A 22,325-nucleotide genomic window follows, 5' to 3' on the forward strand; every position below is an offset into this window, starting at 1 on the left:
GAGGCCCGCATGAGCAGCCAGCCCAAAATTGACGACGCCCTGCGCGAAAAGATCATTTCCGAGCCGGACGTGATCCTTGAAGATCAGGACCTGATGCAGGCCCTGATTGCCGCCAATGAAAAGACTATGGGTGGCAATATTGTCGACCTGCGCGGCATCGCAATGGAACGGCTCGAAGCCCGCCTCGACCGGCTGGAAGACACGCACCGCAGCGTGATCGCCGCCGCTTATGAAAACCTTGCGGGCACCAATCAGGTTCACCGGGCCATCCTGCGGATGCTGGACCCGGTTGAATTTGAATCCTTCCTGCATGACCTTGGCGGTGAAGTGGCCGAAATCCTGCGAGTCGACGAAGTGCGGTTGGTTCTGGAATCCGTGCAATCCGAAGACGATCCGGCCATTCAGCGTTTGGGCGACGTGCTGTCGGTCGCTGAGCCGGGCTTTATCGACACCTATCTCACTGGTGGACGGAATATCCCGCTGCGTCAGGTCACGCTGCGCCAAATCCAGTCTGGAGACGACCGCATTTTTGGCGAAAAGGCCGAGTTCATCCGCTCCGAAGCCTGCCTGAAGCTCGACTTTGGCGAGGGCCGCCTGCCCGGCCTGTTGGTCATGGGCGCCGAAGACCCGCACCAGTTCACACCGCAAAAAGGCACTGACCTTTTGGCCTTTTTTGCGGGCGTCTTTGAACGCGCCATGCGGCGCTGGCTGTCTTGATTACCCCGGCTGCTGCCGAAACTCTTCAACTCTGGCTGGCCAGCCGCTCTGCTCTTGGGGGCGCCTCTGAGAACACGATCCGCGCCTATCAGGCCGACCTGATCGACTTTCTGTCTTTCATGACCGAACACAAAGGCGAGGCGCAGGGCCTGAACGCGCTGAAAACCATCCGTGTTCCTGACATGCGCGCGTGGATGGCCCGCACGCGATCAACCGAGGTCGGCGCGAGGTCGCTTGCGCGCAAACTCTCTGCCGTCAAAAGTTTTTTTCGCTGGCTATCGGAACGCGAAGGCTTTGATGCGACCGCTGTTTTGTCCACTCGATCCCCGAAGTTTCAACGCAAACTGCCACGCCCACTGGCTGCTGACGCGGCCAAGGCGGTGATCGACACGATCGAGCTGCAGCACGAAAACCCGTGGATCAGCGCGCGGGATGTGGCCGTTGTGACTCTGCTATACGGGTGCGGCTTGCGGATTTCCGAGGCTCTGTGTCTTAATGGGTCCGACGCCCCTCTGCCCTCCGTTCTGCGCATCCTTGGCAAGGGCGACAAAGAACGCGTTGTGCCAGTGATCGATGCCGCACGTGAAGCGGTAGACGTCTATCTCAGTCTCTGCCCCTACCCAATGAATGCGGACGCCCCCCTGTTTCGCGGCGCTCGTGGTGGGCGTTTGTCACCACGCGTTGTCTCTGGCGCGATGCAGGCAACACGGATGCAACTGGGTCTGCCCGCAACGGCAACACCCCACGCAATGCGCCACAGCTTTGCCACGCATCTGCTGGAAGCCGGTGGCGATCTTCGCGCCATTCAGGAATTGTTAGGCCACGCCTCGCTTTCGACAACACAAGCCTATACAGCCGTCGACACGGCGCGTTTGATGGAAGTCTACAACAAGACTCACCCCAAAGCCTGAACCTATCCCTGGGCGGCCTTGGCAATTGCCTCGTGCACTTTGGACATCTTACGCCCATGTGATTGCAAAATACCCATGACCTGATGCGCCGGTAGATCGATTGTCGTCACCCGATCAGCACTAAACAGGAAAATCTCTCCGGCAAGCATGCTTGGAATGTCCGGGCGAAACACCGTGACTTTGTCACCCGTGCGCTCAACCTCGAACGCGAGTGCCTCGTGATCATCGAACCGCACTAAGATCGGGTTCAAGTGGTCGACCACATATTCGGATTTGGTCGCGCTACCAAAGACACCTTTGACCATCGAATAGCCAGGGACATTTTCAGCAAGAATTCGATCCAGCGCCATGACTTTGTCATTGATAACAGACAGATACGAAACCAACCCGGCAGCGAAACAGAGCAGTACCGCCAACAGGATGACCAAAATATTGACCACCGCTACACCAGCGACGCGCTCAATCGGGATAAACTGCTCGGCTATTTCTGCCACCGCTGAGGTGACATTGAGCACCTGAACCAGCACGAAGCCCAAAATGACTACCGGGACCAGGAACAACACGCCCCGGATCATGATGTGTTTCAATGCTTGCACGCTAACCTCCGCGAAAGTGCTCGTGCATTGTGACCCAGACTGACAACTGCGCCAAGTCTATTCAGACAAATCTGCTGCCAACGGGGCATAAGCGTGCACGGCTCACTAAATTGTTTCAAATATACACCAAATAATCCATATGAAATCAAGATGTTAAGCATTTGTAAGAATTTCCGCACACCATAAGCATGCACGCCAGGAACATAAGTGTGCACAAGTGGAAAAAGAAAAAGGCCCACCGAATGGCGAGCCCGTTTCTTCTTGATACGATTAATGCAACCGACACAGTTATTCGTACAGCTCAAAGATTTTTTCAAGTCAAATGCTGTTATAAAATCGGGGGCTGTGAAAGGGGCTGTCTATCGAAAGCCTTCGAAAGATAAAGGTGATTGCCGGTTTTTGGATATTGAAGTGACGAAATTGGGCCAGAGTGTCCTCAACCGTGTCGATAGGAATTTCATACTCTCCGCTTTAAGCCAGTAACTACTTAATTAATGATTTATCTTAAACTTCACTTTGCTTTTTGTCGTATTTTGATGACTATTGGTCCCGATGGGAAACAACTCAAGAATACACTTGGTGCGCGAATTTTTTATTGATTTTAACCCTTCAGTAAAACAGCTAAGGGCGTGTTGAAGTGGATTTGAAAAACGAACCTCAAAAAACCGATCAACTCTCCGGCAGCAGTCGTTTTGGGCTAACCTTCTGGACTCAGATTATCGTGATCACTTTCCTTTTGATTGCCGGCCTCGCGTATGCTGCCAGCATTTTGATACCGCTTGCACTGGCGCTTCTCCTTTTCGTCCTCATTACTGCAATTGTCGACAGAGTGAGCCTTCTGAAGATCGGCTCGATCAGAATGCCCAGCTGGCTTGCCCACATCATTTCCTTGGGTATCGTCAGCCTAGGCCTTCTTGGAGTGCTCTCCATTCTTTCAAATCAAGCCGGTGACGTCGCTGAAGCATTTCCCAGATACGAGCAGCGTTTCTCTCAAATTCTGAGCCGTGTTGTTGCCTTGGTCGGGGACAAAAATTACGCGGCTGCCGAAAGCGCCCTGTCCGACCTTGATATTTCTGCCTTGGCTAGCGGCGCTATTTCTTCAGCAGGAGCCTTTCTAAGCGCGCTGTTTCTGGTGTTGCTCTACCTTCCCTTCATGATGGTCGAGCGTGCCCCAATGAACAAAAAGCTGGAGCTTGTGGCACGAGATGCCGAGTTTCGGGAAAAGTTGCGCAAAATTCTGAGCAGCATGTCAGTCAGCCTCCAGCGCTACGTCGGTATTAAATCGCTCGTGAGCCTGATTACGGGCCTTGGCAGCTATGCCTTTATGAAACCGGTTGGATTGGATTTTGCAGAAACCTGGGCTGTTTTGGCCTTTATGTTGAATTTCATACCGACAATTGGCTCCATTCTCGGTGTTGCAGTGCCGGCTTTGGTCGCTTTGGTACAGTTCGATACAGTCACACCGTTTTTGATTATTCTTTGTGGATGTGGCGGGGTTCAATTTGTGGTCGGCAACATTCTTGAACCTGCCTTGACTGGGCGCTCTTTGAATTTATCGCCCCTGATGGTCATCCTGGCTTTGACGTTTTGGACGGCCATTTGGGGCATGGCAGGAGCGCTCTTGAGTGTGCCTATAACAGTTTGTTTTTTAATAGTGATGTCTCATATCCCGGCAACACGAACCATTGCCATTCTCATGTCAGGCGACGGTAATTTGTTGGATGATGTGCCGAATGACACAGACCGCGAAGCAAGCAGATAAGAATGCCGGACTTTATGCATTAAGGCTTAGAAAGAGGGGATTTATGGCGACCAAAGCGGAACTGGAAGCAGAGCTTCTAGACCTCAGGAGACAGTTGGCGGAACGCTCTTCGCAACAGGAAGAAGCACGCGAAGATGAAGACGTCGAAGCGCTGCCAGACAAGGATAAGGCGGAAACGCCTAGTAACCAAATGGATTGGGATAAAGAAGTTTCTGAAATCATGGCTGAACTTCATGACCTTCCCCACAAACAACAGCTGCTCATCGCGCTCGGCGCTTTCGCTATTGGCTTTTTAGCTGGCCGCGCAAGATAGGAACCAAATTATGAACCGTATTTCTAGAAACATCTCTATCGTGCTGCGCGCAGAGCGCCTGATCGCCCAGCGTCATCTTGCAGTTCTTCGGCGCCAAACCGGGTTGATGGCGGCCGCCGGAATTGCCGCAGGTGTCGGCCTGATTATGCTAAACGTATCAGCCTATCTGGCTTTGTCACAAACCATGCCCCAACCCTCGGCGGCTTTGATTGTAGCGCTCGTCAATATGGCGCTGGCGGTACTGTTGGTGTCATTGGCGAACAAATCCAATGTTGAACAGGAAACCGCCCCCGTCACAGAAGTGCGCGACATGGCACTGGAGGATATTGAAGCCGAAATGCGCGGATTTGCTGGTGAGGCGAAGGCAACGGCCGAAGCTGTCAAGAAAATGGCGAGCGATCCGTTTGGCGCCATTGCTCCTGGAGTTGCCGGGACAGTTGCCAAGGCCGTGATCAAGAACCTGAAGAGTTGACCTGAAGACCAGAGTTACAGGTCGGATGTACTGTCCGGCATGTTCAGCGTTTGCGTCGGGTAGGCGAGTGCAGTATCGCAAGCACTCGCCAGCTCCATAATCTTCAGGGTCAGACGCTCGGCTACTTCCAGATAGTTTGCGTAATCGGGATCGTTTGTCCAAGCATAGAACATCACGAGGACCGCACTGTCCGACAGGCCTTCGACGTGCACATACTGCGGCGCATCCTCAGAAACGTCAAAGTCACCGCTTTCTTTCAAGTGCTTTCTCAAGGTGTCGCAGAACTCCAAAATCTGAGCTTGGGTCGTCGCTAAAACCAAAGGTATGCTCAGTTTTACACGACGATTGCGTCGCTGCGAGTAATTCAGCACCACCGCGTTGGCGAGTTCTGAGTTGGGAATGTATCTAGGAATTTGGTCAAAGCCCCGAAGCAATGTCGACCTCAGGTCAATTTGTTCAACGGTGCCGACAAAAACCCCTTCGATCTGAACCACATCCCCAACAGAAAACCTCTTTTCACTGATGTTGTTCATACCGGCGACCAGATTTCGGATAAGATCCTGTGTCGCAATTGCCAGCCCTGCGCCCAAAACACCGACACCCGTCAAAGCAGATGAAATGTCCACTTCCCAGACGGTCAACAGTGCCGTGATCCCGAACAAAACGACCCCAAAACGGGCTACCCGCTCCATCCAACCACTTTCCATTTTCACGCCTAAGCGTGTTTCGCCGCTCAGAAGAGAAACAAAGGGGCCGCATAGATTATACCAGCCAGCAAACACGGCCAAAACGGCGATGGATGTCAGGACGCGACGCACGAGACCATCTGCAAACTCAGGAAGTTGCAAAACATCCAACGCCAGAAAGATTGATAAAGTCACGATCAAGATCGACGTTGGTACAGTTAACTCGGTTTTCGTTTCATCCGATAGGCCTACGGCAAGGCGGGTCATTAAACTATCCAACGCCCCAACAACCATTTTGGCCAACGGCTTGCGTAGCCAGATAACAATCGCAACAAAAACAATCGCGATGAGAACGCCAATCTGGTCCGCGGATGAAAGCCAACCTTGCACTCTCGCAACAAGGTCAGAAACTGCTTCCTTAAAGGGCATTTGGTTTTACCGTTCGCTGTTAATCTTTTTCTGGCAACCAACTATCGCCAGCGGTTATGTGGATCTGACTGGGATGCGCTTTACTTTACAGCGACAGAGTAAAAGAAAATGCAGCTTTTTCAATTTTTTGCAGTGCCTGCCTCTGCAATGGATCTTACGTGTATCTTAAATGCAAATTTTGAAATATCTTTGTTTTGTATTGCGGGTTCACTCTGAACAAAATTGATAATTGTGGTGTCATGCTCTTGAAATAATTCAGTTCTCCTTAGGAGGTTTTGCCAAGATGATAGCGTCATTCGCCATAGCGGCCCTAATCGTTCTCGAGATTATTGCAATCTGGTTTGCTTGGCGCGCTGTGTCGTCATCAAGGACGTCGCAAGGCGCCGTCGGTTGGGTCGTTTTCTTGATAACTGCCCCCTATCTCGGGGTTCCTTTGTATCTCTTTCTGGGGCATCACAAGTTCAAGGATTACCTGATTGCGCGCCGTGACAGTGAAGAAATCATCGAAGGTGTTCAGAATTACAAACTGGCCAACGCCCCTGTTTCAAACCCGGATTTCCCTGTAGAGCCGTTTGAGGCAATTTCAGAATTGCCCGCTGTTCGAGGAAACAACATGCGGATCTTGATCGATGGGGCGCAAACATTTGCGGCTATCTTCGATGCGCTCGACGCCGCTAAAGACTACATTCTGCTACAGTTCTACATCATCCATGACGACGAGATTGGACGTGAGTTAAAGACGCATCTGATAGCGGCAGCCCAACGAGGTGTCACTGTCCGGGTCATGTTCGATGCTGTTGGCTGCGTTGGGTTGCCTAGAGAATATCACGAGGAGCTTCGATCCTCTGGCGTTTTGGCCATTGATCCCAAAAGCACTCGAGGCCCGAAAAACAGGTTTCAGCTTAATTTTCGAAATCACCGAAAGACTGTTGTTGTGGACGGAACCGTAGCCTTCACAGGTGGGCTGAATGTCGGCGACGAATACATGGGCAAAAGCGCCAAATTCGGAGCTTGGAGAGACACGCATGTAGAGCTAAAGGGCCCAGTCGTTTCTCAGCTTCAGCTCATATTTGCAGAAGACTGGCACTGGGCTACAGGTGAGTTGATGGTAGACCCTCTGAACTGGGAAGCCCCTCATGCATCCGAGGATATGACCGGCATGATCGTCCCGACCGGGCCAGGCGATGAAATGGAAACCGGTGCGCTTTTCTTCTTCTCGGCCATTTGTGCTGCCAAAGAACGCGTGTGGATCGCGTCGCCTTACTTCGTGCCTGACACCGATGTTTTGACAGCTTTGAAACATGCCTCGCTTAGAGGTGTTGATGTTCGTATTTTAGTACCCGAAGTTATCGACCACAAAATCCCTTGGCTTGCGGCTTTTGCCTACTTCAACGAAATCCGGCAAGCGGGCGTAGAAGTTTGGCGCTATGACGAAGGATTCATGCATCAAAAAGTGGTTCTTGTGGATGAGAGCTTGGCGGCGATTGGGACGACTAATATGGACAACCGCTCATTCCGCCTGAACTTTGAAGCCATGGCCGTCATGTTTGATTCCGAGGCCGCAAAGCAAACCGCTGCCTTTCTGGAGAAAGATTTTGCGCGGGCATTCAAGTTAGACAAAGAGCTCTCAGAGCAACCGAGGCATATCCGGCTTGGCGCGCCCGTGGCACGGCTGTTCTCTCCGGTACTGTGAGACCAAGCAGCTACGCTAAACGGTAAGTTTGTTTTCTGATGCAACGCGAGATTTCACGCGTTAAGTGTCGTCTCTCGCCAGTTCGCGTTTCAAGGCCTCTACCTCTTTTTCCAGGTCGGCCTTTGATGCCGTGAACTTTCCTACCTGCCCACTGGCTGAAGGTGCGTCGACGGAATGCTGCTCATCTGGCTCAACCAACTGCTGGATCTCCGAGACAGTTTGGTCATCGCCAGGGCTTTCATCTGCCTGCTGCAACAAACTCGGTATTTCCTTCCAAACCGCAACAAACACTCCAGTGATGACCGGGCCAAAAACCAGCCCGGATGCGCCAAACAACGCAAGCCCGCCTAAGGTGCTGACAAAGATCATCAGATCCGACATTTGTGCATCACGTCCCACGAGCGATGGCCGCAGAACATTATCTATTGTCCCGACCACCAAGCCAGCCCAAAGCGCCAGCCCAATTGCAGCCGGAAATTCGCTGTGAAACGCCAGATAGGCTGCCCCACCAAATACCACGCCAGTTGCACCAATACCTGGAATAGCTGCTGCAATCGCCATCACAACGGCCCAAAAAGCAGGGCCCTCGATCCCTGCCGCCCAAAAACCAAGGCCCCCGAGTGCACCCTGTATCACGCCGATCAACAAAGTTCCTTTTATCGTCGCTCGGCTAACGGACACAATTCTTTCGTGCAGTTTGTCCTGAAGATCGACGCTTAGCCCGGAGTTCTCGAGGATTGGGCGAAATGCAGTGTCTTTTAGCGGTAAGAAAAAGAACATCGCATACAAGAAGGTGAAAAGGCTTAGGAAGAATTTTGCTGTACCATTGGTTAAGTGAGATAGTTCAGTCGTTAGGAACGAAGCCGCCGAACCTAGCAGCCCTTCTGCCTTTTCAAAAACCAGAGGGCCCGCTTCTGTCAGCTCCTTGGCAAACGGAACCCAGCTCGGAAATTCAAACGTTCCGCCTTTCAGGGCGGCGGCATCTTCGGATAGCGTTTCAATGACCTGATCCGCGCCTGCCACCAACCCGGAAGCCTGAACCGTCGCAAGATATCCCACTCCAATGAGCGGTCCCACTACAAGCAGCACGCCAACCAATACGGTAATGGTACTGGCTAGGCCTTCTCGTTTTCTGGTTCGGATCAGAACCCATGTGTAAAATGGTTGGACAAGTGCTGCAAAAATCGCGGCCAGTGCCAGCGCTGCCAGAAATGGACGAACGAGCTCTACAAAGGCAACACTGACTAAAAGTGCCAGGATTACAAAAGATGCCAAAGCAATTGTCTGACGCGAGACGGCAACAGCGGGCTCTCTGAATTCAGTTGCGGAGTCATCGGCATCATCAGTCATTCGTCTTGACCCCTTGCATCTTGGGAAGTGGTGCAATTTCAAAAATGGAACGCGCAATGCGGCAAAAAAAGGCCCTAGAGGCACCTGTTTCTAATAGTGACTAACATACTTAGGTTTCAAAGTAGAGGTCAGCACGTGAATCGAGCCAACCTCTACCAAATGGCGTTCAATCATTTTGCCGCCTGCAATCATGCCCGACGTTTGCCTAAGCCCAAACGACCCTCAAACAATAAAACTGATTTTGGAGCATTCTGGCCCGCCTGTTAACCAACTGCCTTCTTAGCGTTGTCATAGGCAGCTTTCATTTTGAGCCCAAGTTCACGGGCTGCTTCACCAACCTCGTCAGCAGTTTGGTCGAATTGGGATTTTGAAAGGAATTTGTCCCATTCAGATACAAGTGAATCCCACTCTTCCTCTGCTTCCATTGATCCGAGATGCAACTGAAGTTTGATCTCGTCTCGTTTTTGTTGAAGTTCAGCCATCATACTTTTTAGATCTGTCATTTCTTTTCCTTTCTTTAGATTGGATTGGCGCAACACTTTTTGCGACTAATCTGCGTCAGCTATTTTGGAAGACGCAAAATGCTATTCTTCAGCGTCTTAATAATTGATTCAGGTCAGAGCTTCTTTAGCCAGAGCCATTGATGCATCTAGCTTGGATTTACGTTCTTTGTAGTCAACCTGAATTTCAGCTTTGCGCGTTTCAAATTTTTGGCGGGTGTTTTCTTTGGCCGTTGCAATTTGCTCATCAATCGCTTCGAGCCTCGCCTCTGTTTGGCTGTCCAGTTCATCAATGCGATCTAAAATTTTCTCCATGGCTGCGTTTGCTTTGGACTTTGCAGCATCGATCTTGTCGTGGATTGCCTGTTTGGTCTCATCGCTTGATTGCTTCCACTCATCCTTGAGCTCTGCGATCTCCCGATCAAGCTCGGCCATGTCTGCTGCGTATTGTTCATCAATTGAATCGATGCGCGGCTTACGGAACACCACCCCACCAGCTTCACCCATTTTGACATCCAAGGGTGAGGTCCAGACTTCATCAACCGACGCCACCACGCAAGACTTCCCTGGAAGCAGTTCGACACTGACTTCATCAAGCATCGCAGAGTCAATTCCGGCCACCCAAAGGTCACGGTAAACACCGAACAGGCCTCCTGTCATTGATCCGACAGCCATTCCTGACGCAGCGGCAGACGCAGCGGCCGCAGAACCGGCGATTGCAGCACCGGACGCAACAGCCAGAGGGCCAGCCAAAACACCTACCATGCCGCCAATGACAAGGCCCAATGCGGTTCCCAATGGCCCTTCGTCTTCCACCTTCTTGACCTCGACTTTTCCGTCGAGATCTTTCCCGATCACAGCAGCCGCATACACAGCAAGTTCTCCTGTTGCATGCAGCCCTCGCAAGGCTGTCTCGCCTTTGAAAGCAGCGTCATCATTTTCAAAAACAACAGCGACAAATTTTTCCATAATAGCATTCCTGATTGTTGGGTTAGATTGATTGATGTGTTTCAAAACTAGGGCCGGCATGAGCCACGCGCCCCACGGGTCATTGGAACTGCATGTTGAGCGCCATGTAGATTTGCCACTTTGGCTGGCCGGCGCCCTTAGTGAAAACCGAGTACTGTGGCTCAACAAAAAAGTTGTAGACGGTGTTGCCGCGCTTGGTGACTTTCCCGAGCCTAAGACCCAGTGGAACCGCATAACTGTCAGTGGCAAAATCGTACGTCCAGATCGGGGCACCACCTGTGTAATACCCACCACCAAGCTGATAAAAAGCAAATGGCTGAATGGCGCCAAGACTTGCGCGTTGACGGCCGTTCGTATCCCCAACACCTGTGCGGTACGTCAAAAGATAGCCATACTGAAACACAGGCGATGTCGCATTGAAGTAGACGTTTGCCAACCCAAGCTGCCACTGATCCGCTCCCAGGCGGTCATCAGAGGCCGTTGGGGCCACCACTTGCGGGCCAAGTGCAAAACTAACTCCAGGATTGCCTGTATCGAATTGGTAGGCTGCAAAAACGTCGAAGTCTCCGATCCCGCTCACCTCTTGACCACCTGCACCTACAGGCAACGTATTAAACGGTAAAGAGGCCCGGATTAGCCAATTTGAATCACCGATTGTGACCGGCTTCGCGTATCGCAGAACAAATTGATTTCCAGTGGCATCACCAGGACCAGTAAACTCTCCGAAGTAGTAATTCTGGATGTTAAACGCAGTTATGTCCGCCAATGGGTTGTTGGCTTGGGCGGCGTCTGACTGGGCCAGAACCGGCGCACCAATTGTGCATAAAACGGCTATTTTTGCGAAGTGCTTCAGTAACGATCTCATGGTCAGTCCTTTATCCTTGGCATCGCTTCAGGTAGGGGAGCGCCCACTGCGCCGGAAGGCGGCTTGGTGCCTAAAATGGCCGCAATCGTTGGCGCGACATCTACAGTTTCGACACGTCGTACGACTGTCTTGGCTGCAATATTCTTTCCGGAAATAATCAAGGGAACATGGGTGTCGTATGTCCACGGCGAGCCATGTGCGGATGCAACGTGCAACCCGTCGAAATCAGCTACAAACCAATGCGGTTCAAACACCACATAGATGTCTCCGGATCGATCTGGATTAAAGTTTGCCAAGACTGCATCGCTAATCTTGGTTTTGGCAAACGCCCCTTTTCGCAAGTCCGAGCTACTGACGGCATAGGCAATTCCTGGGAGCTTCTGAAGTTCATCAGAAACCGCCCGTTCAACAACCAATGGATCCAAATCGCGTTCGGAAATGAGGTCTTTGTTCAAATAGACGTAAGGGTTGGAGAAGTTTTGAACCAGTTCTTTGGACTCGCCAAAATCCATTTGCAGCCGCACAAATCCTGGTTCCGTGTCGACGCGTTCAAAATCGAACAAACCCGCCTCAATGCCCAGTGTTGCAAGGTAGTCTGGGTGTTCAGGAGCACCGTGATCCGCCGATAACACGATCAATGTGTGTTCCAGCCCCACAACGGAGTCTACATATTGCAACAGGCCGGCAATTTGCCTGTCGAGATGGGCAAAGTTGTCTTCGGCTTCCAGGCTGGATGGGCCGAATATGTGGCCAACATAATCCGTCGATGACAAGCTGACGGACAGGTAGTCAGTCACCGCGTCTTGACCGAGCTGTTCTGCGTCCAACAGGGCCTTGGCAAAGTCGACAGTAATTTCATCCCCTGCGGGGCTTAGGGTTAGAAAGGTCGTGAAGTAGCTTCCGTCGGCCGGGCCCCAGTTGTGCGGGAATGTACGGCCAAATCCCGGCAATGCTGTTTCCCATGGCTGATCATCCCGGTCGGCAAAGGCATAATCCGAGGCGTCCCCCAAAAGCGTCCAATCGCGGTTGGCATAAGACGCGACAAGGCCCTTGGCATCCCATTCCCCGATCCAACTTGGGTAGGCGTCATTGTAAAAAGTACTTGTAACAAACCGGCCTTCTGACTTTGAGAACCAGTACGCTTTACCAGCGTGGCCCGCCATCGCAATTGCCCCGCGATCTTTGACTGACACCCCAAACACTTTGGGCGTCGGGCCAAAATGTAAGGCGATTTCATCGGAGATCGTTGAACTTATGATATTGCGTGGCGACCGCCCATCCGTTGTCGCAGCTCGCTGGGTTGGATCAATTTCATTGTCGGCGTCAATTCCAGAGGCCCCAACCAGCGGGTAATCTGGATCTTGCACGTTGTAAAACGGCGCACCTGTCTTTCGATCAAACCAAAGATTGGCGACCATGCCATGAATGGCTGGATCCGTACCAGTTGCGAGTGTTGTGTGACCAACAATTGTTTCGGTGTTGGCATGGCGGTGATGGGTGTTGGTGAAGTTAACGCCATTTTCCAGAAGGTATCGGAACCCACCATCGCCCAGGTGGGCACTGTATCTGTCGATTAGGTCTCCCCGCAACTGATCTACGGTTATCTGAAGTACCAGTCGGGGCTTTTCCTGAGCATTTAAAACAGATGGAATTGCGAAGCCCAGGCAAATGGAGACAAGTTTCAACACCGAAGGAGAAAGGCTAGAGCTGGGCATCATTTCGTCCCTTCAAGAGCGAGTACATTGGTGGCTGAACTATGTGGATCACAGTCGCCCGCTGTTGTTCAGACAGCGACTGACACGCCATTTTTCAAACCAAATGCAAAGCGGACGTACCCCGCGCCTTCGCTGACAAGCGACACACCTGCGACAATTCCCAACAAAGTTACACTTACTTCCGGGTAAACTGTGACTAGGTAGATCGAGGCGAGCACCGAGATTGCGCCACCAAAAATCACCCAACCAGAGCCAGCTTCCGGTCTGGCCATTACGCCCACCGCGATCCGGAGTAATCCATTCACAAAAAATGCCGTGATCATCACTAAGGTCAGTGCCATCAGCCCCTCAAGCGGGCGGAAAAGAAGCATGAGGCCGGCGAAAGTGTTGAAAACCCCAAGGATCAAATAAGTGATCCGAGCGTCCCAGCCATCGTCTGTCGTAAAAACCTGAACCAGCATTGTGATACCGGCAACTACAAAAAACACACCAACAATCACTTCAACGACCAAAGACACCATGAACGGCGCAAAAAACGCAGTGCTACCGCCGATTATCATCAAAATCCCGAGCGCCAAAAACCAGCCCCAGTTGTTTTGAACTTTGCTAGTAGTGTTTCCCATTTGCTTCTCTCTCTTTTGGAAATTTGGTTTGGTGTTCGCCAAGAAGCTCCACCCGCAGAAACTCGACTCGAGGTTCAGACCTTTTCCGGCGCCCAAAAATTTTTTGACTACCGGAAAAGAAATCGACTTGATTAACCTCCGGCCAAGGCTGCACGAAGCTCTTTTTCATCGCTGACAGACAAAGACGTCTCGATAACTTCGCCCTTCATTCCTTCCAGTTCGTTTAACAATTTCGTAGGGCGACTCGACCATCCAATCACGGCCAATGCCGAAGAGTCGGGGCCCATTTTTGACCCCACACGCGCCGCCAGGGCGTCTTCTTCGTCGGCCTGATCCAACATTCCAGCCAAGGTTCCGGACCCCGCTCCAAGAGCCGATCCAGCAACAAAACCAGCCGCCGGGTTACCAGCCATGGCGCCAATCAATGTTCCGGTCAGCGCGCCAATGGAAGTCCCTCCAAGGAACCCTGCCGCAGTCAGCGTGTCAGAGTTGCGCGTTCGTACGACACCGTTTTTGTCACGGGTCATCACGACGGCCTCGTCCAGATCAACTTCCCAATCCATGCTCATTTTCTGCAAGCGAAGCAGTGCTTCGTCGGCCGTGTGACGGCCTTCAAAAACAATTACGACTAAGTCAGTCATGGTCTCTCCTAATGATTTTCTAGAGTGCAATTCAGCGATGAAAATCCGCATGCGCTGCCAGCTAAACTGTGAATGTGTTTCAGTCCTGAGGCTCATGCGCCGCGAAATCTTCTTGTCGCGGCGCATGGCTAAGAGTTCTGCAAACTCGGGGTTACTTGCTCCCGTTGTTTGCCTCCATCAGCTCCATGACCTGATCGATGGAAAAGCTGGCTGGTTTCTGACGTGGTGGGAATTCCTGGAATGTCCCCAGGAACTGCCCCACATACTTCTGCGCCGGCACCAGGAAATAGATCCGATCAATCATCCAGTCGTAGTAAGTATTAGAAGTCAGATGAGCTTGCTCATACGGGTCACGTCGTAGGTTGGTGATCAAAGGAACGCGCAGGGCTGTCCAAGGCTCGATCCATGCACGCAGAGTCGAAACCGCTTTCTGCTCCAGGAAGATCAGTTTCCAATCGTCATAGCGCAGAGCCGTCAGTTCTCCTGTATCCGCGAAATAGAAAATCTCGTGGCGTGGCCCGTCTTTTGTCTCGCCAGTCAGAATGGGCAAGAAATTGTAACCGTCCAGATGAACCTTGTACTCGCGGCCAATCGCTTGAACGCCACCTGCTTTCAGCTGTTCCTTGATGTCCGGATTACCTGCCGCAGCAAGGAATGTCGGCAGCCAATCCATGTGGTGCATAATTTCGTTAGACACCGAGTCTGGTTCGATTTTGCCAGGCCAACGCACGAGCGAAGGCACGCGCCATCCACCTTCCCAGTTGGTGTTCTTTTCACTGTAGAAAGGGTTAGAACCGGCATCAGGCCAAGTGTTCTTATGGGGGCCATTGTCCGTTGAGTAGTGCACGATGGTGTTGTCAGCGATGCCCAACTCGTCCAGCACATCCAATAGTTGGCCGACATGCATATCGTGTTCGACCATGCCGTCGCCATACTCGTCTTGTCCCGAGATTCCGAAATGCTCGTCTTTCACGTGCGTGCGAAAGTGCATGCGCGTGCCGTTCCACCACACGTAGAAGGGTTTGCCTTGCTCATTGGCGCGCTTGATAAAGTCGATGGCGGCAGCAACAGTTTCATCGTCGACCGTCTCCATCCGTTTTTTGGTGAGCGGACCCGTGTCTTCAATTTTTCCATCGGCCGAAGCCTTAATGACCCCACGCGGTCCAAACGCCTCGCGAAATGTTTGCCCGTCGGCCAATACAGCATCACCGGGATAATCCCGGTTTTCCGGCTCTTCTTCGGCGTTCAGGTGATACAAGTTGCCAAAGAACTCATCAAATCCGTGGTTCGTCGGCAGCATCCGGTCCTGATCACCCAAGTGGTTCTTGCCGAATTGACCAGTCATATACCCCAGAGGTTTCAGAAGGCCCGCAATCGTTGGGTCTTCTTCCTGCATCCCCAGATCTGCCCCAGGAAGGCCGACCTTTGACAGACCTGTCCGATAGACAGATTGACCCATGATGTAGGACGAGCGGCCAGCGGTACAGGACTGCTCACCATAGTAATCGGTGAACATCATGCCTTCGTCTGCAACCCGGTCAATATTGGGCGTCTCATAGCCCATCAGACCACGGGTGTAGGCAGAGATATTGGATTGCCCAATATCGTCGCCCCAGATCACCAGAATGTTTGGTTTGTCTTGGGCCCAAACTGGCGCCGCAACAAACAGGACAGCGGCGGTAAACGCGCCCAGTTTTGCTGTCTTTGTTAAACTAAATCTGTGTTTCATGAGTTCTCCCAAAATTCTCAAAAAAACCGCACATCAATCCCGCGACTGACGGCAACGCGATCAGACTGTCAGTCGCCGCGAAGAATTGAATTTTAGCGAAAGTTGGACCCCGGCATGTCGGCAAACGCGAATCAAAGAGTCATTTAGGGCATATCTTTTAAAAAAATATGTATGCTACTCTTAAAAAGAGTAGCAATTTCACTTTGAGAGTAACGATAAAACAGCGGATCAAACGCAAGGATATCCGGCGTGCTTCGCTGGGTGTGTGCCAGATACATGACCACTAAAACCGATGAATTCACTATCAGAGCGGGTGCCTTCCACGGGCCTGCGCTGTTGCTGGCCGATAGCGTTCGAAAATCCCAAACGACTCTTCAATCTCTTCAGTTGCCGACAGACCCCGAACAGATTGTTGATGTTTCAACCTATCTGAAAGGCATGCGGTCAATAACCCGGCTGGCGGGGGACGAGGATTTCTTTGTATGGGCCGGCTTTGTTCAAAAAGTAGAGGAGTTGGGCTTTTTTGGTCGTGCCATCATCTCTGCCGAAACCTTGTGGGATGCGTTGCAGATCGCAAGATCGGCACTGTTGTACTATCAGAGTGACTCAGAGCTGGTGATCAGGGTTTACAACAAGCGCTGTCATATTTGGTATTTCAACCCATTTAACGAACGCCAAGGCATTCATGACGTTCAGTACACAATGGGCCTATTGGCCAACGTGATTTGCCTAAGCCACCTTCGGTTCGACCCTGACATTTTGATCGCATACCCAAATGGTTCAACGTCTCATTTTCCGCCTGAAAGCCCTATCAAACAGGTTCGAAACTCAAAACAAGGCTACATTTCTTTCGACGAACGACTGCTGAAATCGAAGATGACAGGAACGGATAGTCTGGGTGCTGAGGTGTTGTCGCGGTACTTGAATGATAGATCCATAAAGGTTGAGAACAAACCACTTTTGAAGGACGTTGTCGGTGGTCTTGTTCGCGCGTCTTTTGGCGTCGCCCCTTGGACACTGGTCAACACGTCTCAGGCATTGCAAGTGCACGAAAGGACCCTGCAAAATCGCCTAAAATCTGAAGGGACCTCATTTCGTGAAATCGTGCAGGCCGAACGCCACATCATGTCCAAGCGCCTTCTTTTGGCCGGGAGAAGTATCGAAGAAACATCCGAAGCACTCGGCTTTGACCATCGGCAGAGTTTTTCCGAAGCTTTCTCTGGATGGGAGGGCATGTCTCCATCCATATTCCTAAAAACGCAGGAACCGCAAAGCGCCAATTAGGCAAGTGGGTAAGAAGGCTTCGCATTCTTAGCTATCGATTACTTCGCACGGGTTCTAGGTGATAGGATACTTCCGAAGGATTCTACGCGTCGTCGATCTCATCACCACCGAATGCAATGAGGCGTCCGTTAACCTCAGCTCCGATAACAAATATTGTGGCCATCAAATACAAAAACACCAGGGCCGCCATGACGCCGGCCAATCCAGCATAGGTCACGCTATAAGAAGAAAAGCTTGTGACGTAGAGAGCAAAAATACGTCCTGAGGCTATCCAAAGTACCACCGTCAAAACCACACCTGGAGCGACTTGTTTCAAAGTATGATGGGTGCCGGGCAACCAAAGGTGGCACGCAAACACCGAAAAAATTAGCAGCACAAATGAAACCCCGAGCCGTAGGGTTTCGTGGCCGTACCATGTCGCGATATGCGTTTCATCACTCGTTTTCAACAAGTCAAAAAACAGCGGGACAGCAAAGGTCAAAAGGGCGGCAACTGTCAGAATTGCAGATCCACACAGGACAAACACAACACATAGCACTCGCGACTTCCAAAGCGGCCGGGGATCATTTTCGCGATAGGCATCGGTCAATGCTTGCCGGATTGCATCCACACCATTTGAGGCAAAAAATACCGCTAAGAGGCCCCCAACGGTCATTGCCTTAACACCGCTGTCTCGCAAAACAGCCTTCACTTCGATAACGATGGGCTCCGCTATACTATCCGGCCAAGTTCCATAGATGAATTCGACGACATCCAAGCTTGAGAATTCGGACGACACGGCTTGGGTCAAGGACAATGCAAATACCGTAAAGGGAAACAATGCCAGCATCATGGACATGGCAATATGACTGCTTTTGCTCCAGCCATGGTTTCCGTCAAACCGTACCAAGGCCGCCCAGAGGGCTTGTAAAATGGGCCTAAAACTCATTTGCGTTAGTTTGGAGCAGGCGCAACAAACAACAGGCGTCCTGGCAAAACATCTATTTCGAATTTTGTTTCAACCATAGGCTCTCCGTCGAGGTTCAGATGGAACGGCTTCTCGGTTTTCAGAACCACGGATTTTACCTGCGACCTGTTTACGATTGTCGAAGCGGGATCCTTACTCTCCAGCAATCCCGCAAACCCAGTTGAAACGGTTTGCAGGCTTTCTGTCGAAAGTAGGCCAAGGTCTAACAAGCCGTCTGAAACAGACGCCGCTGGAGCCACATCAAATCCACCACCGGCGTAGCGGCTGTTTGCAATGACCAAGGCGGTGACGGCCGTTGGAACAGCTGGCCCTCCATCGATACTGATTGACGCTTGTGCAGGTTGCAATTCGGAGATCCGCGCCAGCCCAGAGAGCGTATAGGCCAAGCCTCCCAATCTGCGTTTTACTTCTTGCGGCGTTGTCGCCGTTATCATGGCACCGAACCCGCCGCTGGCGACATTCACAAAATGCGTGCCGTTGATCCTGCCCACATCAATGGGGTTGGCTTGTCCTGTGGCGGCTACCCGGATTGAATGGCCCAGGTCGCGCCCAAAATCACCATAAGCTCGCGCAAAATCATTGGCTGTTCCGAGCGGCACCAATCCCAGCGAGACTTCGACGCCAGCAGAACAAGAAAGCAATGCATTTGTGACTTTGTTTAACGTGCCATCACCACCGGCTGCGATCACGCGTTTCGTTCCGCTCTTTATCGAGCGGCGCATTATCTTGCGGAGTTGCTTGCGCGACCATGGCACCCAAACATCGATATCCAGATCTTTTTGAATGGACTTCAGGACTTCGCGCACTTCCGGGCGGGCTGCGGATTTTCTATTCAAAAGAAGAATTGTTTTCTTGCTCATTAGTAACCCACAGATTTCATTAGTTGGAAAATAGTCAGGGTGCTCTCTATTTGGGCAGAGTGTCAAATGGAAATCCGGCGAACCAACACGGAGGACAATGGTTTAACACTAGGCTCAAGATTAGAAATCGCAGTAGAAAACAAGCGCGAAAAAATTGCCTGTCTTATGCCTCGATCCCCAGTGGACACGACGAGCCACAAACAACTTCTGACCAAATTACAATACTTCACAAACATGGTGCTGACGTAAACCAAGCCGCCATCGAAAGGTATTTCAGCGGTAGACGCCTTTTTTCTTCCTATCCGCGCTGCACACTAACTCGCTACCAGAGTTAAGCTATCAACCTTTTAAAACAACTGGATGAGCTCAAGTTCGAGTTAACAAATTGCCAAAACACCAACCCATCCTAGGAGTGGTCAATTTCACTCTGCCCAAAATCAACCAGAATCCGGATCAACTCTCTTGATCGGCGCAAGCTGGCACACCGTGAGAAATCAACAGCCAGCACTTCATAAGCCTCCATCGTAAGCGGGATCATCCATTGATCTACACCTCGTTCTTCTGCATAGGCCGCATGCATCGAGCGCAGAATTGCAGGAATATGGCTGTGTGTCGGTGTCCCCATCTTGCAGACCACACGTGTCGTCAAAGCCCAAAAACCTGAAAAAATCATTGACGCCGATTTGCACGAAACATGGGAAATTTGCACGCTTGTGCCCCATTGGCAGCAGAAAAACTCAGGAAATTGGCGATCCCGGAAGGACTCGAACCCTCAACCCCCTGATTAGAAGTCAGGTGCTCTATCCAGTTGAGCTACGGGACCGCTTGTCGGTTACCTAATCGAAGAATTCCGCTTTGCCCAGATGCTTTCTGCATCCGGTTCGGGCAACAATCGGTCTCGCATGACGCGCGCCTCAAAGCCTCGCAAAACGGCGCGGGCGGTGCGTCCGTAGCTCTGAGGCAAGGTGCTGAGGTCGGGAAAGAGAGTAAAGAGCTCTTCGCGCTGCGCTATGTCCAGCCCATCCATTCCGACCGTGCCGGGATAGAAACTCTCGCTGGCGCAACCGCTTGAGGTGACAACCTGATGCGTGTCGAACAAGAGGTGGATGTAACCCACACGATCAACCGCCTCGCGTCGAATTGAGAAATCATTGATCAAAGCATTGGCAGAACACAACACTTCAGGCTCGCCAAACAACAGTTCCGCATCCCTGTGTTCTATCAGGATACGATGCATCGGGCTGACCAAAATATCGCGGTCTGGAACACCAGGCCCAAACGCCCCGGCAGCAATCCGGATGGGTTGAAACTTTTGTGCGGTCTCGGGGTTGTGCAGCGCCACTTCGGTTCGTCCAACCCAGCGGATGGCTTGCGCGCCACCATCTCGTGTTAACACTAGATCCCCGGCAATCAGGCTCTCGACCGGTCGCGGCCCATGAGGTGTATCGATGAGCGTGCCAACAACAAAGCAGGGCGGATCTGTTGCACCGTTGATCGTAATCGTGATCGTTGTCGTGCCATTGTTCGAAGTGACTGTAAAAACTTCGGTCAGCGTCTCGCCATCGTCCAACTCGGCAATCGAGGGATGGTCATTGGTCGCGGAATAGGTCCACACACCATCGTCATCAATAACAAGTGTACTGCCATAGGCCCCGGAAATTGTTTCCGCTGTCCACTGGCCGGTATCGTCAGTCAGGAAATAGTCCACGTCACCGCTGGTGGAGATCAGACCGCCAACAACGCCGGAGTCTTCCGTAACTTCACCAGAGTCTGGGAGAGGAAAACCCATCGCCTAGCCCTCCGCCTTGCCAGAAAGGTCTGACCACACGTCCAAGCGCTGCCCCCGGGGTTTGCGAGCATCCCCCCTGACCACGCGGCGCACACGTCCGGATGCATCTATGCGGGCAAACTGAAAGGGTTCTGGCGGCGGATTGCGGGCAATGTTCCGGGCAACCACCCTGCCATGGCCAAAAGGCGCCAGCAGATCCAGAAACCAGAGGTTTTTTCCACTGACCCAATCTGCTTCGGTTGGCGGGATACGCTCGTAGAGCATACGCTCGCTGACGTCGTCAGACAGGCGCGCCCAAATCAACGCCGCAGCCGTCTTGCCATGCTCATTTTCAAAGAAGCGAACACAACCGCTATTGATTGCCGGGTGAAAGATGCGTGCGAGGGCAAAGGCAGGTAGCTGTCGATGCAGCGGACAATAGCCCGCAAGGAATTGCAGCCTTCCAATGGAAAGCAAGTCGGACTCTGTCGGTCCGACGCCTTGCATTTGCGTCGCCTTCGCTGACATGCTCAATGTACCTGCCTGCCCCGTTTTTTTGGTGGGGTCTTGCGAACAAGATAGTGCAGTGCGAATCACATGTCAAAAAGACAAAAGACCCGCCAGGGCAGGTCCATCAGGTCGGCTATCAGGCCGGTTTAATGCGTCCACGGACCTTTGCGGTTCGTAGCAAAGTTTTCACCATAGCCACCGGCACGAATGTTGGGCTTGCGCTTGTTGGGATCAACAACCTGAGCGTCGATGCCATTTTCTTTGGCATAGTCCAACGCGGCCTCTTTGCTTGTAAAGCGCATCTTAATCTGGCTTTGCGTGTCGCCCGAGCCTGTCCATCCCATCAACGGATCCACTTCGCGTGCCTCGGCAGGGGCGAACTCCAGAACCCAGTTCCTAGTTTTTGCCTGACCAGACGTCATGGCGTTGCGAGCGGGCTGATAAATACGGGCGATCATTGCAATCTCCTAGGGTCTGAGAACCTTATCCGGGATTCAAGCCGGGCGGGCAAGTCTGGATTGTGAGGTTTTCGGCAATTTGCGTGGGCAAAAGTGCCGCAAGCAGCCTTGACGACAGATCAAACCACGGGGAGCGAGGGGTGTGAATGCGGCCCAGCCCGTCGCCAAGTCTGCTGCTTGCCCCTTGACCATACCGAGCCAGCAATTTCGATAGCAAGCGGGCAAGTCAATTTATTTCATCTTTGGTGCGATTTCTTTGCAATTCTTACCGGACCGGCCAGATAGTTTGACCAATTTCACGAAATCCAAGGGACAAAACCACCGATTTTGGCAGCTGCAGCGCCGCTTATTCGCCCCACTGAGTGACCTAGGGTCAAGGAGATTCGAAATCGCGGCAGTTTCGGACAGTCAATTGACACAAACCCGATCGCATTTTCTGGCCATAAAGACGAATTGAGGCCCTCCTGACAATTAATGACAGCAGACCTTGGAAACAGGGCTTGAACC

General features: G+C 51.9%; 23 protein-coding genes and 1 tRNA gene. 7 read left to right on the forward strand and 17 right to left on the reverse strand.

Annotation, left to right across the window (positions count from 1 at the left end; all coding sequences use genetic code 11):
• Positions 1-9: 9 nt before the first annotated feature.
• Positions 10-717 carry a DUF484 family protein gene (locus tag Q0932_RS09625; protein ID WP_299351788.1) on the forward strand — a complete coding sequence of 236 codons (708 nt, stop codon included), beginning with the start codon at positions 10-12 and terminating at the stop codon, positions 715-717.
• Positions 714-1,628 (forward strand): tyrosine recombinase XerC, encoded by a 915-nt coding sequence (locus tag Q0932_RS09630; RefSeq protein WP_299351790.1) that lies wholly within the window; start codon positions 714-716, stop codon positions 1,626-1,628. Before Q0932_RS09625 ends, Q0932_RS09630 begins: the two co-directional genes overlap by 4 nt.
• Before the next feature lie 2 nt (positions 1,629-1,630).
• Here the strand turns inward: Q0932_RS09630 and Q0932_RS09635 are convergent, their stop codons facing one another.
• Complete coding sequence (locus Q0932_RS09635; RefSeq protein WP_299351792.1) at positions 1,631-2,224, reverse strand: hypothetical protein; 594 nt, start codon at positions 2,222-2,224, stop codon at positions 1,631-1,633.
• Positions 2,225-2,861: 637 nt separating this feature from the next.
• Here Q0932_RS09635 and Q0932_RS09640 point away from each other — a divergent pair.
• Genes Q0932_RS09640 through Q0932_RS09650 form a run of 3 tightly spaced genes read left to right on the forward strand, consistent with a single transcriptional unit; the run spans position 2,862 to position 4,771 of the window.
• Positions 2,862-3,986, forward strand: coding sequence for an AI-2E family transporter (locus Q0932_RS09640; protein ID WP_299351794.1), 1,125 nt, complete (start codon positions 2,862-2,864; stop codon positions 3,984-3,986).
• Positions 3,958-4,299, forward strand: coding sequence for a hypothetical protein (locus Q0932_RS09645; protein WP_299351796.1), 342 nt, complete (start codon positions 3,958-3,960; stop codon positions 4,297-4,299). The genes Q0932_RS09640 and Q0932_RS09645 overlap by 29 nt, the downstream gene beginning before the upstream one ends.
• A 10-nt stretch (positions 4,300-4,309) precedes the next feature.
• Entirely contained in the window at positions 4,310-4,771 is a 462-nt protein-coding gene (locus tag Q0932_RS09650; RefSeq protein ID WP_299351798.1) for a phage holin family protein, read from the forward strand.
• 14 nt (positions 4,772-4,785) lie between these two features.
• Here the strand turns inward: Q0932_RS09650 and Q0932_RS09655 are convergent, their stop codons facing one another.
• Entirely contained in the window at positions 4,786-5,724 is a 939-nt protein-coding gene (locus Q0932_RS09655) for a mechanosensitive ion channel family protein (protein WP_299351799.1), read from the reverse strand.
• 445 nt (positions 5,725-6,169) lie between these two features.
• Between Q0932_RS09655 and cls the strand changes: the two genes are divergently transcribed.
• Complete coding sequence (gene cls, locus Q0932_RS09660; protein WP_299351802.1) at positions 6,170-7,579, forward strand: cardiolipin synthase; 1,410 nt, start codon at positions 6,170-6,172, stop codon at positions 7,577-7,579.
• A 60-nt stretch (positions 7,580-7,639) separates the two neighbouring features.
• Here the strand turns inward: cls and Q0932_RS09665 are convergent, their stop codons facing one another.
• The 8 genes from Q0932_RS09665 to Q0932_RS09700 all read right to left on the reverse strand — a co-directional run bounded on the left by Q0932_RS09665 (position 7,640) and on the right by Q0932_RS09700 (position 15,971).
• A complete protein-coding gene (locus Q0932_RS09665; protein WP_299351804.1) occupies positions 7,640-8,929 on the reverse strand; it encodes an AI-2E family transporter in 1,290 nt (429 codons plus the stop codon).
• Between the two features lie 263 nt (positions 8,930-9,192).
• Positions 9,193-9,432 carry a hypothetical protein gene (locus Q0932_RS09670; RefSeq protein WP_299351806.1) on the reverse strand — a complete coding sequence of 80 codons (240 nt, stop codon included), beginning with the start codon at positions 9,430-9,432 and terminating at the stop codon, positions 9,193-9,195.
• A gap of 108 nt (positions 9,433-9,540) precedes the next feature.
• Positions 9,541-10,458, reverse strand: a complete 918-nt coding sequence (locus Q0932_RS09675; protein ID WP_299351808.1) for a hypothetical protein — start codon at positions 10,456-10,458, stop codon at positions 9,541-9,543.
• A 19-nt stretch (positions 10,459-10,477) separates the two neighbouring features.
• Complete coding sequence (locus tag Q0932_RS09680; RefSeq protein ID WP_299351810.1) at positions 10,478-11,263, reverse strand: hypothetical protein; 786 nt, start codon at positions 11,261-11,263, stop codon at positions 10,478-10,480.
• 2 nt (positions 11,264-11,265) lie between these two features.
• The gene (locus Q0932_RS09685) at positions 11,266-12,981 is read right to left on the reverse strand and encodes an alkaline phosphatase family protein (protein ID WP_366141401.1); all 1,716 of its coding nucleotides are present in this window, start codon (positions 12,979-12,981) and stop codon (positions 11,266-11,268) included.
• Positions 12,982-13,046: 65 nt separating this feature from the next.
• On the reverse strand, positions 13,047-13,643 hold the full coding sequence (locus Q0932_RS09690; RefSeq protein ID WP_299351814.1) for an HdeD family acid-resistance protein: 597 nt from the start codon (positions 13,641-13,643) through the stop codon (positions 13,047-13,049).
• 89 nt (positions 13,644-13,732) lie between these two features.
• A complete protein-coding gene (locus Q0932_RS09695) occupies positions 13,733-14,242 on the reverse strand; it encodes a DUF1269 domain-containing protein (protein ID WP_299351815.1) in 510 nt (169 codons plus the stop codon).
• Positions 14,243-14,393: 151 nt separating this feature from the next.
• The gene (locus Q0932_RS09700; protein WP_299351817.1) at positions 14,394-15,971 is read right to left on the reverse strand and encodes an arylsulfatase; all 1,578 of its coding nucleotides are present in this window, start codon (positions 15,969-15,971) and stop codon (positions 14,394-14,396) included.
• 276 nt (positions 15,972-16,247) lie between these two features.
• On the opposite strand from Q0932_RS09700, the gene Q0932_RS09705 reads away from it, so the two are divergent.
• Positions 16,248-17,255 carry an AraC family transcriptional regulator gene (locus tag Q0932_RS09705; protein ID WP_299351819.1) on the forward strand — a complete coding sequence of 336 codons (1,008 nt, stop codon included), beginning with the start codon at positions 16,248-16,250 and terminating at the stop codon, positions 17,253-17,255.
• An 82-nt stretch (positions 17,256-17,337) separates the two neighbouring features.
• On the opposite strand, the gene Q0932_RS09710 is transcribed toward Q0932_RS09705, so the two are convergent.
• From Q0932_RS09710 to Q0932_RS09740, 7 genes are all read right to left on the reverse strand, one after another.
• On the reverse strand, positions 17,338-18,183 hold the full coding sequence (locus Q0932_RS09710) for a YihY/virulence factor BrkB family protein (protein WP_299351820.1): 846 nt from the start codon (positions 18,181-18,183) through the stop codon (positions 17,338-17,340).
• 5 nt (positions 18,184-18,188) lie between these two features.
• Entirely contained in the window at positions 18,189-19,082 is an 894-nt protein-coding gene (locus Q0932_RS09715; RefSeq protein WP_299351821.1) for a YegS/Rv2252/BmrU family lipid kinase, read from the reverse strand.
• Positions 19,083-19,488: 406 nt separating this feature from the next.
• The gene (locus Q0932_RS09720) at positions 19,489-19,707 is read right to left on the reverse strand and encodes a hypothetical protein (RefSeq protein ID WP_299351823.1); all 219 of its coding nucleotides are present in this window, start codon (positions 19,705-19,707) and stop codon (positions 19,489-19,491) included.
• Positions 19,708-19,828: 121 nt separating this feature from the next.
• A tRNA-Arg gene (locus Q0932_RS09725) sits at positions 19,829-19,905 on the reverse strand.
• 9 nt (positions 19,906-19,914) lie between these two features.
• Positions 19,915-20,871: a Hint domain-containing protein gene (locus Q0932_RS09730; protein ID WP_299351825.1), complete on the reverse strand. Its 957-nt coding sequence runs from the start codon at positions 20,869-20,871 to the stop codon at positions 19,915-19,917.
• Positions 20,872-20,874: 3 nt separating this feature from the next.
• Positions 20,875-21,357 carry a toxin-activating lysine-acyltransferase gene (locus tag Q0932_RS09735; RefSeq protein WP_299351827.1) on the reverse strand — a complete coding sequence of 161 codons (483 nt, stop codon included), beginning with the start codon at positions 21,355-21,357 and terminating at the stop codon, positions 20,875-20,877.
• A 149-nt stretch (positions 21,358-21,506) separates the two neighbouring features.
• Positions 21,507-21,818, reverse strand: a complete 312-nt coding sequence (locus Q0932_RS09740; protein ID WP_299351829.1) for an ETC complex I subunit — start codon at positions 21,816-21,818, stop codon at positions 21,507-21,509.
• Between the last annotated feature and the right edge of the window lie 507 nt (positions 21,819-22,325).

Origin of the sequence: uncultured Shimia sp. (assembly GCF_947498095.1) — a bacterium.
Lineage (GTDB): Bacteria > Pseudomonadota > Alphaproteobacteria > Rhodobacterales > Rhodobacteraceae > Shimia.

Coding starts and splice junctions, on each gene's coding strand:
- Q0932_RS09710 (WP_299351820.1), bottom strand. CDS start 18,183: ATGAGTTTTAGGCCCATTTTACAAGCCCTCTGGGCGGCCTTGGTACGG.
- Q0932_RS09650 (WP_299351798.1), top strand. CDS start 4,310: ATGAACCGTATTTCTAGAAACATCTCTATCGTGCTGCGCGCAGAGCGC.
- Q0932_RS09720 (WP_299351823.1), bottom strand. CDS start 19,707: ATGGGGACACCGACACACAGCCATATTCCTGCAATTCTGCGCTCGATG.
- Q0932_RS09730 (WP_299351825.1), bottom strand. CDS start 20,871: ATGGGTTTTCCTCTCCCAGACTCTGGTGAAGTTACGGAAGACTCCGGC.
- Q0932_RS09645 (WP_299351796.1), top strand. CDS start 3,958: ATGACACAGACCGCGAAGCAAGCAGATAAGAATGCCGGACTTTATGCA.
- Q0932_RS09685 (WP_366141401.1), bottom strand. CDS start 12,981: ATGATGCCCAGCTCTAGCCTTTCTCCTTCGGTGTTGAAACTTGTCTCC.
- cls (WP_299351802.1), top strand. CDS start 6,170: ATGATAGCGTCATTCGCCATAGCGGCCCTAATCGTTCTCGAGATTATT.
- Q0932_RS09655 (WP_299351799.1), bottom strand. CDS start 5,724: ATGACCCGCCTTGCCGTAGGCCTATCGGATGAAACGAAAACCGAGTTA.
- Q0932_RS09625 (WP_299351788.1), top strand. CDS start 10: ATGAGCAGCCAGCCCAAAATTGACGACGCCCTGCGCGAAAAGATCATT.
- Q0932_RS09675 (WP_299351808.1), bottom strand. CDS start 10,458: ATGCCGGCCCTAGTTTTGAAACACATCAATCAATCTAACCCAACAATC.
- Q0932_RS09715 (WP_299351821.1), bottom strand. CDS start 19,082: ATGAGCAAGAAAACAATTCTTCTTTTGAATAGAAAATCCGCAGCCCGC.
- Q0932_RS09700 (WP_299351817.1), bottom strand. CDS start 15,971: ATGAAACACAGATTTAGTTTAACAAAGACAGCAAAACTGGGCGCGTTT.
- Q0932_RS09695 (WP_299351815.1), bottom strand. CDS start 14,242: ATGACTGACTTAGTCGTAATTGTTTTTGAAGGCCGTCACACGGCCGAC.
- Q0932_RS09705 (WP_299351819.1), top strand. CDS start 16,248: ATGACCACTAAAACCGATGAATTCACTATCAGAGCGGGTGCCTTCCAC.
- Q0932_RS09735 (WP_299351827.1), bottom strand. CDS start 21,357: ATGCAAGGCGTCGGACCGACAGAGTCCGACTTGCTTTCCATTGGAAGG.
- Q0932_RS09670 (WP_299351806.1), bottom strand. CDS start 9,432: ATGACAGATCTAAAAAGTATGATGGCTGAACTTCAACAAAAACGAGAC.
- Q0932_RS09680 (WP_299351810.1), bottom strand. CDS start 11,263: ATGAGATCGTTACTGAAGCACTTCGCAAAAATAGCCGTTTTATGCACA.
- Q0932_RS09740 (WP_299351829.1), bottom strand. CDS start 21,818: ATGATCGCCCGTATTTATCAGCCCGCTCGCAACGCCATGACGTCTGGT.
- Q0932_RS09665 (WP_299351804.1), bottom strand. CDS start 8,929: ATGACTGATGATGCCGATGACTCCGCAACTGAATTCAGAGAGCCCGCT.